Annotated in this window: 8 protein-coding genes; all 8 read right to left on the reverse strand. The window is 67.9% G+C overall.

Going from position 1 to position 10,384, the window contains the following annotated elements; translation table 11 throughout:
* Nucleotides 1-56 precede the first annotated feature (56 nt).
* The gene (rpmA, locus tag AC5Y7E_RS20010) at nt 57-323 is read right to left on the reverse strand and encodes a 50S ribosomal protein L27 (protein WP_499950491.1); all 267 of its coding nucleotides are present in this window, start codon (nt 321-323) and stop codon (nt 57-59) included.
* Nucleotides 324-337: 14 nt separating this feature from the next.
* Complete coding sequence (gene rplU, locus AC5Y7E_RS20015; RefSeq protein ID WP_007769829.1) at nt 338-649, reverse strand: 50S ribosomal protein L21; 312 nt, start codon at nt 647-649, stop codon at nt 338-340.
* A gap of 223 nt (nt 650-872) precedes the next feature.
* Complete coding sequence (rne, locus tag AC5Y7E_RS20020) at nt 873-3,677, reverse strand: ribonuclease E (RefSeq protein WP_499950492.1); 2,805 nt, start codon at nt 3,675-3,677, stop codon at nt 873-875.
* Between the two features lie 344 nt (nt 3,678-4,021).
* Nucleotides 4,022-4,432, reverse strand: coding sequence for a nucleoside-diphosphate kinase (gene ndk, locus AC5Y7E_RS20025; protein WP_499915375.1), 411 nt, complete (start codon nt 4,430-4,432; stop codon nt 4,022-4,024).
* Between the two features lie 88 nt (nt 4,433-4,520).
* Nucleotides 4,521-4,898 (reverse strand): DUF4233 domain-containing protein, encoded by a 378-nt coding sequence (locus AC5Y7E_RS20030; RefSeq protein ID WP_499950493.1) that lies wholly within the window; start codon nt 4,896-4,898, stop codon nt 4,521-4,523.
* Nucleotides 4,895-6,373: a bifunctional tetrahydrofolate synthase/dihydrofolate synthase gene (gene folC / locus AC5Y7E_RS20035; protein ID WP_499950494.1), complete on the reverse strand. Its 1,479-nt coding sequence runs from the start codon at nt 6,371-6,373 to the stop codon at nt 4,895-4,897. The genes AC5Y7E_RS20030 and folC overlap by 4 nt, the downstream gene beginning before the upstream one ends.
* 7 nt (nt 6,374-6,380) lie before the next feature.
* Complete coding sequence (locus AC5Y7E_RS20040) at nt 6,381-9,041, reverse strand: valine--tRNA ligase (protein WP_499950495.1); 2,661 nt, start codon at nt 9,039-9,041, stop codon at nt 6,381-6,383.
* A 59-nt stretch (nt 9,042-9,100) separates the two neighbouring features.
* Nucleotides 9,101-10,360, reverse strand: a complete 1,260-nt coding sequence (locus AC5Y7E_RS20045) for a saccharopine dehydrogenase family protein (protein ID WP_499950496.1) — start codon at nt 10,358-10,360, stop codon at nt 9,101-9,103.
* Nucleotides 10,361-10,384 lie beyond the last annotated feature (24 nt).

Consider the following 10,384-nt stretch of genomic DNA (forward strand, 5'->3'; position numbering starts at 1 on the left):
GTCCTCTCACCTACCACCGGGCGCCGAAATCACCGGGCTGGGCCCGGAAACACACCTCAGTCGGCGGCTTGTCCGGCCGCCACGATGTTGACGGTCTTGCGGCCGCGCTTGATGCCGAACTCGACGGCGCCGGCCTCCTTGGCGAACAGCGTGTCGTCCCCGCCACGGCCCACACCCACGCCCGGGTGGAACTTGGTGCCGCGCTGCCGGACGATGATTTCGCCCGCCTTGACGATCTGGCCGCCGAATCGCTTCACGCCCAGCCGCTGCGCGGCGGAATCGCGACCGTTGCGCGAGCTGGAAGCGCCCTTCTTGTGTGCCATGTCTGTCGCCTTCGCTACTTGATTCCGGTGACCTTCAGGACCGTCAGCTGCTGACGGTGTCCCTGACGCTTGTGGTAGCCGGTCTTGTTCCTGAACTTGTGGATGCGGATCTTGGGGCCCTTGGTGTGCTCGAGCACCTCGCCGGTCACCGCGACCTTGGCCAGCGCGGCCGCATCGGTGGTCACCTTGGCGCCGTCCACCACCAGGGCAACCGGCAGCGACACGTTCGAGCCGGGCTCGGATTCGAGCTTCTCGACCTTGACCACGTCCCCGACGGCGACCTTGTACTGCTTGCCGCCCGTCTTCACGATTGCGTAGGTCGCCATCGTCGCTCCTGCTCCTTCTCTAACCGCCGCTCTGCGCGTCGCGCGCGAACCAACCGCGGTGCACGTGGTGGGTCTGGGTTGCGGGCCTGCGCCGATTCCCCGGGAGTCCCGCTGCCGCCGGCCGAAGTTTTCCTCGCCCGGCCTGACGACAACTGTCCAAGGGTACGTGACCAGCGGCTACAGGGTCAAACCGGACACCACCGGGGCCTTCTGCTCAGGCGGCTCAATCCGCGTGGATCGGCGGCCCGGCCGGCCTCCCCGCGGCGCGTCTGCGCCGGGAGCGTCCCGCGACGGCCTGGTCGGCTCCAGCGGAATCCTGCCCGTTGTCGTCCGAATCCTCGTCCTCGGTGTCCAGATCGTCGTCGTCGAGCTCGAGATCCTCGTCATCGTCGCCGAGGTCCTCTTCGTCGTCGATGTCCTCGTCGTCGTCGTCCAGGTCGTCGTCATCGTCCGAATCGTCGTCCGAGTCCTCGTCGTCGGTGTCGTCGAAGTCCTCGGCGTCGGCGACGTCGCCGGCGCGGGCAGCCTCCTGGTCGAGCTCGTCGATGGTGTCTTCGGTGGTCTCGTCGGATTCGTCATCCTCGGACTGCGCGGAGGAGCCGGCGGCCATCGCCTTGAACATCGGATGCTCGCCGGGAGCGTGGGCGGGCACTTTGGCGACCACCTGCTCTTCGGTTTTGTTCTTCTTGCGCCTGCCCCGGCGGCCACCACCGCCGGATTCGGACTTGCGCCCGTTCGACGAGGCCGAGTCCACCGGATCGGCGTGCAGCAGGATTCCGCGCCCGCCGCAGTTCGAACACGATGTGGAGAAGGCTTCGATCAGGCCGGTGCCCAACCGCTTGCGGGTCAACTGGACCAAACCGAGCGACGTCACCTCGGACACCTGATGACGGGTGCGGTCGCGGGCCAGCGCTTCGGTCAAGCGCCGCAGCACCAGGTCGCGGTTGGACTCCAGCACCATGTCGATGAAGTCGATGACCACGATGCCGCCGATGTCGCGCAGCCGCAGCTGACGCACGATTTCCTCGGCCGCCTCGAGGTTGTTCTTGGTCACCGTCTGCTCGAGGTTGCCCCCGGACCCGGTGAACTTGCCGGTGTTGACGTCGACCACCGTCATGGCCTCGGTCCGGTCGATCACCAGGGTGCCGCCCGAGGGCAGCCACACCTTGCGCTCCATCGCCTTTGCGAGCTGTTCATCGATGCGATGCACCGCGAACACATCCGGCCCGGCCTGCCCTTCGGGACCGGCGGGCGCCTCGTACTTGGTCAGCTTCGAAACCAGATCGGGGGCAACGGAATTCACGTAGTCGTTGATGGTGGTCCAGGCCTCGTCACCGGAGACGATGAGGCCGGCGAAGTCCTCGTTGAACAGGTCGCGGATGACCTTGACCAGGACGTCGGGCTCTTCGTAGAGGGCCACCGCGGCGCCGGCGGCCTTCTCCTTGATCTCGATCGCCTTGGCCTCGATCTGTTTCCAGCGCTCCTGCAGCCGGGTGACGTCGCCGCGGATGTCCTCCTCTTTGACGCCCTCGGACGCGGTCCGGATGATCACCCCGGCGTCCGACGGCACCACTTCGCGCAGGATCTCCTTGAGCCGCTGGCGTTCGGTGTCGGGCAGCTTGCGGCTGATCCCGGTCGACGACGCCCCCGGCACATACACCAGGTAGCGACCCGCCAGCGACACCTGGGTGGTGAGCCGCGCACCCTTGTGCCCGACGGGATCCTTGCTGACCTGGACGACGACGTAGTCGCCGGGCTTGAGCGCCTGTTCGATCTTGCGATCGGATCCGCCGAGACCGGCGGCCTCCCAGTTGACCTCACCGGCGTAGAGCACACCGTTGCGGCCCCGGCCGATGTCGACGAACGCCGCCTCCATCGACGGCAGCACGTTTTGCACGATGCCCAGGTAGATGTTGCCCACCAGCGAGGCCGACGCGGCCGACGTGACGAAGTGCTCGACGACGATGCCGTCCTCGAGCACCGCGATCTGGGTGTAGCGCGAGCCCTGATGCGGCTGTTCGGTGCGGATCCGGTCGCGCACCACCATCACCCGCTCGACGGCCTCGCGGCGGGCCAGGAATTCGGCCTCGGTCAGCACCGGGGGCCGGCGCCGACCGGCGTCGCGGCCGTCCCGCCGACGTTGCCGCTTGGCCTCCAGCCGAGTGGAGCCATTGATGCCCTTGATCTCGTTGTTCGAGCCGGCGCTGTCGTCGCCGCCGCCCTTGCCGTTGCGGGGCGACCGCTCGTGCACCACCGTGTTTGGCGGGTCATCCGGCGACGACGGCCCCTCGTCGTTGTCGTCGCCCGCTCCGGATTTGCGCCGCCGGCGCCGGCGCCGGCGGCGATTGCCGCCGTCCGCCGAACCGTCGTCACCGTTGTCCGAGTCGTCGGAGTCGTCGGAGTCGTCCGAATCCTGGCCGTCGGAGTCCTCGGAGTCGGCCGCGTCCGGTTGACCGCCCTTCTTGCCCCGCGGTTGGTCCTCGTCGTCGTCGCCGTCGTCGCCCTGGCCCTCGGATCCGCCTTGCTCACCGCGTCCGCGGCCGCGACCACGACGGCCGCGACGCCGCCGCCGATTCGACGGCCGGTCGGCCTGCTCGTCATCGTCGCCGTCGGAATCGTCGGATTCCGAGCTGTCGTCGGTACCGGCGTCTTCGTCTCGGGCATCGATCGGCTGTGGCGCGACGAACAGCGGCATGTAATGCGGTCGCTCGACGGCCTTGTCCGGGCTCTCGAGCAGCAGCCGGGATTCCGGTTCGTCGGCGTCGCTCGCTTCGGTGGCCGCGGCGTCCTCCGCGCTTGCCGGCAGCTCCGCGGACGCCAGCAGGTCCCGTACCCGCACCGCGTCGTCGCGGTCCACGGTGGAATGTGCGCTGCGGATTCGCCCGTCCAGTTCGCTCAGCGCGTCCAGCACTCGCTTGCTGGTGGTCCCCAGCGTTCGGGCCAGCGAATGAACTCTCAAGCGGTCCGGCAGCTCTCCGGGCCGAGTCGATTCTTCTGATGGGTCTGCAGTCGGTGCACCGTCTACCACGTATTCTCCTCAAGCCCCCGGGCGCGTCATTGCGACGCGGCCACGCGAGGGCTTCGCTATGGACCCGGGTTACTTCTCCCGGGCTTGTGATGGTCTCGCCCCGAGCGGCCCAGGATCACAGACCCACTCGGCGCCGTGCTGAATGACGGCCTGACATGCAGCGAACCAAGGCGACGGGGCTATTGGTCGCGCTTGTCTAAGTCTTCATTCGAGTGTCTGACGCCGGTCCGGCGACGTTCACCCGAGACCAGTATCCCACATCACGCCGCCGCCCCAGCCACACATGATGCAGCCGATTCGGCGAAGTTGTTCAGTGCCGTCTCCCGCCTGCCATCGCCGCAGGTCTAAGCCGTGGGAAACCAGAGCGCGATTTCGCGCTTCGCGGACTCGACCGAATCGGACCCGTGCACCAGGTTGAACTGGGTTTCCAGCCCGAAATCGCCACGGATGGTGCCGGGGATCGCCTTCTCCACGGGATCGGTACCGCCTGCGAGCTGCCGGAATGCGGCGATCGCCCGCGGGCCCTGCACAATGGCCGCCACCACCGGTCCCGACGTGATGAACTCCAGCAGCGACTCGAAGAAGGGCTTGCCGTCGTGTTCCGCGTAGTGCTGGGCGGCGAGATCGCGGCCGACGGGCCGCAGCTCCAGCGCGGCGATGGAGAGGCCCTTGCGCTCGATGCGGCCGATGATCTCCCCCACCAGCTGCCGCTGCACGGCGTCGGGCTTGATCAGTACCAATGTCCGTTCGGTCACGGCGGACAGCGTACATAATCGGCCGGCGTGGGGTCGGGTGACCGCAGTGGGGCCTGCTCGGGCCGTCCGCGCCGCCCGGATTGCCGGCCTACCCCTGCCTGCGCCGGACCTCGGCCCGGAAGTAGGCGATCAACCCCCACAGCCCGGCGAACAGCACGCCGATGAAACCCACCCCGGGGTAGACCGCGAAGCCCGCGAGCAGGATCACCTGCACGCCGAGGTTGGCCCAGATCGCCCAGGACTTGCGCTGCACGCCGGCCATCAGGATCAGCAGGACGGCCAGCCCGACCAGGTAGACCAGCGACGCCGTCGTCAGTCCGCCGCCGACCGCGCCGACCACCGGGATGGCGAGCAGCACCACGATCGCTTCCAGAAACAGGGTCAGGGCCATCACCGCGCCGAAGCTCCGCCACGGGTCCGCGGGCGGCGGGGCCTGCTCTTCGGGGTGCTCTGGCACGCCGGTCATTGCGGATCACGACCGAACAGGGTGCGCGCTGCCCCGGCGGTGACCACCGAGCCGGTGATGACGATGCCGGTGCCGGAGAAGGCTTCGGCCGGGCCGTCCGCCGCGGCGTCATCCACCAGCGCCGTCGCGACGTCGATGGCATCGCGCAGGTTTTCCGCCGTGCTGACCCGGTCGGGGCCGAACCGCTCGCGTGCGGCCAGGGCCAGCGATTCGACGTCGATGGCTCGCGGCGATCCGTTGTGGGTCACCACGACAGCGTCGAACACCGGCTGCAGGGCGGCCAGGATGCCGTCGACGTCCTTGTCCGCGAGCACGCTGAGCACCCCGACCAGATAGCGGAAGTCGAATTCACCGGCCAGGGTCTGCGCCAGCGCCTGCGCACCGGCGGGATTGTGCGCGGCGTCGATGAACACCGTGGGTGCGCTGCGCATCCGCTCCAGCCGGCCGGGGCTGGCGACGGCGGCGAAACCGGCGCGAACCGCCTCGACGTCGAGCTGACGCTGCGCCCCCGCGCCGAAAAACGCCTCGACCGCGGCGAGGGCCAGCGCGGCGTTGTGCGCCTGATGTTCGCCGTGCAGCGGCAGGTACACGTCGGAATACACCCCGCCCAGACCCTGCAGCTGCAGCACCTGCCCACCGATCGCGACCTGACGTCCCAGGACGGCGAACTCCGAATCCTCCCGGGCGACCGCGGCATCGGCTTCGACGGTTTGGGCCAACAGCACTTCCATCGCCTCGGGGGCCTGACGCCCGATGACCGCGACGGTGTCGGGCGCGCCCTCGGGCGCCCGGGTGATGATGCCGGCCTTCTCCCCCGCGATGGCGGCGAGATCGTCGCCCAGGTATTCGACGTGGTCGATGGAGATCGGGGTGATGACCGCGACGGGGGCGTTGATCACATTGGTGGCATCCCAGCGTCCGCCCATCCCCACCTCGACCACGGCGACGTCGACGGGGGCGTCCGCGAACGCGGCGAACGCCATGGCGGTCAGCACCTCGAACTTGCTCAGGCGCGGGCCAGCCCCAGAAGGTGAAGCTTGCGACTGCGCGTCGACCATCTGTACGAACGGCTCGATCTCGCGATACGTGGCCACGTATTGCGCCGGGCTGATCGGCTTGGAGTCGATCGAGATGCGTTCCACCGCCGATTGCAGGTGCGGGCTGGTGGTGCGCCCGGTGCGCCGGTGCAGTGCGGTGATCAGAGCGTCGATCATCCGCGCCACCGAGGTCTTGCCGTTGGTGCCCGCGACATGGATCGACGGGTAGGCCAGTTGCGGCGAGCCCAGCAGATCGAGCAGCGCGCTGATCCGCGTCAGGCTCGGCTCGATCTTGGTCTCCGGCCAGCGCTGGTCCAGCAGGTGCTCGACCTGTAGCAGTGATGCGATCTCGTCGGGCGTGGGGGCCGGGTCGGGGATTTCGCTCGGACCCTCGTCCCGCGGCCAATCGGGGTCCTGCCACTCGGGCGGCTCAGTCATCGGACACTCACTGGAGCCCGACTAGCCGCGCGTTGATTCGCTCGGTCTCCTCCTGGGCCAGACGCTGACGGTCCCGGATCTTGGTGACGACCTGTTCGGGCGCTTTGGCCAAAAAGTCCGCGTTGTCCAATTTGGCTGCGGTCGAAGCCAATTCCTTCTGCGCGGCCGCTAGATCCTTTTCAAGCCGGCGACGTTCGGCCGCGACGTCGATGGTGCCCGAGGTGTCGAGTTCGACGACGACGGTGCCGCCGCGCAGGCGCACCTCGACCGACGCGGACGGGCGAAAATCCGGGTCCGCGGCGGTGAGCCAAGCCAGCGACGTCACCGCGCTCACCTGGGTGTCCAGATCGGATTCGTCGACGCCGCTCAGCCGGGCCGGCACCTTCTGGCGGTCCGCCAGTCCCTGGTCGCTGCGGAACCGCCGCACCTCGGTCACCAGCTTCTGCATGTCGGTAATCCGCTGCGCGGCAACCCTATCCAGGCTGATACCGGACGGCTGCGGCCAATCGGCGATCACCAGCGACTCGTGTTGGGCCTCGTCACCGGTCAGTGCCTGCCACAGGGCCTCGGTGATGAAGGGGATCACCGGATGCAGCAACCGCAGCAGGGTGTCCAGCGTGGCGGCCAGCACGGCCGTGGTGTGCGTGAGCCCTTCGGCCAGTTGGGTCTTGGCCAATTCGACGTACCAGTCACAGAATTCATCCCACGCGAAGTGGTAGAGCGCCTCACACGCGCGGCTGAACTCGTAGCTGTCGAACGCCGAATCGACCTCCGCGCGAACCTCTTCCAGTCGTCCGAGAATCCATCGGTCGGCATCGGTAAGCTCGGCCGGCGCGGGCAGCGGGGCCGGCTTCGCGCCGTTGAGCAGCGCGTAGCGGGTGGCGTTGAACAGCTTGGTGCAGAAGTTGCGCGACGCCCGGACGTGGTCCTCACCGATCGCCAGGTCGCCGCCAGGACTGGCGCCGCGGGCCAGGGTGAACCGCAAGGCGTCGGCCCCGAAGATCTCCACCCAGTCCAGCGGGTCGATGACGTTGCCCTTGGACTTGCTCATCTTGCGGCCGGACTCGTCGCGGATCAGCCCATGTAGGAAGACATCGGTGAACGGCACCTGCGGACCGCGACGGCCGTCCAGGGTGATGGCCTGGTCGTCGCCGACAAACGTGCCGAACATCATCATCCTGGCTACCCAGAAAAACAGGATGTCATAACCGGTAACGAGAACGCTTGTCGGATAGAACTTTTCGAGTTCCGGAGTCTTCTCCGGCCAGCCCAGAGTGGAGAACGGCCACAGGCCCGAGGAGAACCAGGTGTCCAGGACGTCGGGGTCCTGCTCCCAGCCTTCCGGTGGTGCCTCGTCAGGACCCACGCAGCGCTGTTCGCCGTCGGGGCCGTACCAGATCGGGATGCGGTGGCCCCACCACAACTGGCGCGAGATGCACCAGTCATGCATGTCGTCGACCCAGCCGAACCACCGCGGTTCCAGGCTGGCGGGGTGAATCACGGTGTCCCCGTTGCGCACCGCGTCGCCGGCGGCCTTGGCAAGCGATTCCACCCGAACCCACCACTGCAGCGACAGCCGGGGCTCGATCGGCTCGCCGCTGCGCTCGGAGTGGCCCACACTGTGTAGGTACGGCCGCTTCTCCTCGACGATCCGGCCCTCGCTCGCCAGCGCCTCGCGCACCGCGACCCTGGCCTGGAACCGGTCCATGCCGTCGAATTGTGTTCCGGTGTCGGCGATTCGGCCCTTGGTGTCCATGATGGAAATCATCGGTAACTGATGCCGCAGGCCGATCTCGAAGTCGTTGGGGTCGTGCGCGGGGGTGACTTTGACTGCGCCGGTACCGAATTCGGGGTCCACATGCTCGTCGGCGACCACCACCAGCTGACGATTCACAAAGGGGTGCGACAGGCTGCTACCCACCAGGTGCCGGTAGCGCTCGTCGTCGGGATGCACCGCGATCGCGGTGTCACCGAGCATCGTTTCCATTCGGGTGGTGGCCACCACGATGTGTGGCTGCGAGTCGTCCATCGACCCGTACCGGAAGGACACCAGCTCGCCTTCGACTTCTTGATAGTCGACCTCGATATCCGAGATCGCCGTTTGCAGCTCCGGCGACCAGTTGACCAGTCGCTCGGCGCGATAGATCAGTCCGGCGTCGTAGAGGCGCTTGAAGATCGCGCGGACCGCCCGCGACAGACCCTCGTCCATGGTGAAGCGTTCCCGGCTCCAGTCCACGCCGTCGCCGAGGCGGCGCATCTGGGCGCCGATGGCGCCGCCGGACTCCCGCTTCCAGTCCCACACCTTGTCGATGAACAGCTCTCGACCGAAGTCTTCTTTGGACTTGCCGTCGACCGAGAGCTGCTTTTCCACCACGCTCTGCGTCGCGATGCCGGCGTGGTCCATGCCGGGTTGCCACAGCACCTCGTAGCCCTGCATCCGCTTGCGGCGGGTCAGGGCATCCATCATCGTGTGTTCGAGTGCGTGGCCCATGTGCAGGCTGCCGGTCACGTTCGGCGGCGGCAGCACAATCGAATACCCGGGCTTGGCGCTGTTCGGATCGGCCACGAAGTACCCGGCGTCCACCCACTTCTGGTAGATGGCGCTTTCGGCCGCGGCCGGATCCCACGACTTGGGCAGGTCGGTGGCGGGGCTGCGGCTGGCGGTCACCCGTCAATTCTAGGGAGCGGTATTTGCTCTCATGTAAGCGCCCAAATGCGTGAACCGGGTCACTGATCCAGCCGTTCGACCTTTAATGTCACACCAGCGGCGGGAAACCGGTCGAGCAGCGCGTCGCCCATCGCGGCTGCGGGGGTGAGAACGCCGTGCAGATCTGGGAGCTTGTCGCGGTCCAGCGCCAGAGCGAGGCCGCACTCCCCCAACAGCACCGACGTCGCCTTGTAGCCCGGGTCGCCACGCTGCTCCATGCGCGCCACGTAACGCGCGCCGGTGGTTGTGGTGGTGAAGGTCTCGATCCGGTAGTAGCCGCGCTCCCGGGCCGCGTCGCTCGGGCCGGTTCCGGGCTTGGGCACGATGCGCTCCACCAGTTTGCGCGGCAGCAGCCGGAAATACCGGCTGCCCAATCCGAAAGTCGCCGCGCCGACCCCGCCCACCACAGCCGATGCCACCGGAGCCAACGGCGACGAGCCCAGGCTCATGCTCTCGCTGTAACGCAACCGGCGCCCGTAGGCCCAGTCCAGCAATGCGTTGCTGCGCCGCACGATTCGGGTGTTATAGGGCGCCATCAGAAAGCCCGACGTCCACAACCCGGTCAGCTCCGGCGCGATCCGACCACCACGGCGCCACGGCAAATCGGGCTGTGGGGCGATTTCGGGTTCGGCGCTGCGATCCGTGGTCAACGTGTAGGGGTCGGCGAGCTGACGGCGGGCATCCGGATCGCGCGATGCGGTATCGAGCACTTCCAGCATCGACGCGACGGTTCCCCCGGACACGCCGCCGGAAAAAGACCGGACCACCAAGTCGGTGTCGCCGAGTTCGCCGGCGCCGTCGTCTCGCGCCGCCCGGTAGAGCGCATACACGCTGAGGTCCGAAGGGACCGAATCGAATCCGCACGCATGCACGATGCGGGCGCCGGTGTCCGCGGCCTGCTTGTGGTAGAGGTCGATGCTTTCGCGGACGAACATCGCCTCGCCGGTCAGGTCGGCGTAATCGGTGCCGGCGGCGGCGCAGGCGGCCACCAGCGGCAGCCCATAGCGGGTGTAAGGCCCGACGGTGGTGATGACGACCTGGGTACGGGCCGCCATCTCATTGAGCGTCGAGGGCGACGAGGCGTCGGCGTTCAGAATGGGCCAGGACTGCGCGGCGTCGCCCAGCGTGTCGCGGACCGCCCGCAATTTGTCGGGCGATCTGCCGGCCAACGCGATCCGCCGGTCCGGTGCCGAGCTGGCCAGGTATTCGGCGGTGAGCTTCCCCACGAAGCCGGTCGCCCCATACAGCACAATGTCGAATTCGCGCGGCGTTGCGGTCACAGGCCCGACGCTACCCGACGATGT

It is taken from the genome of Mycobacterium sp. NGS17, from assembly GCF_059813205.1.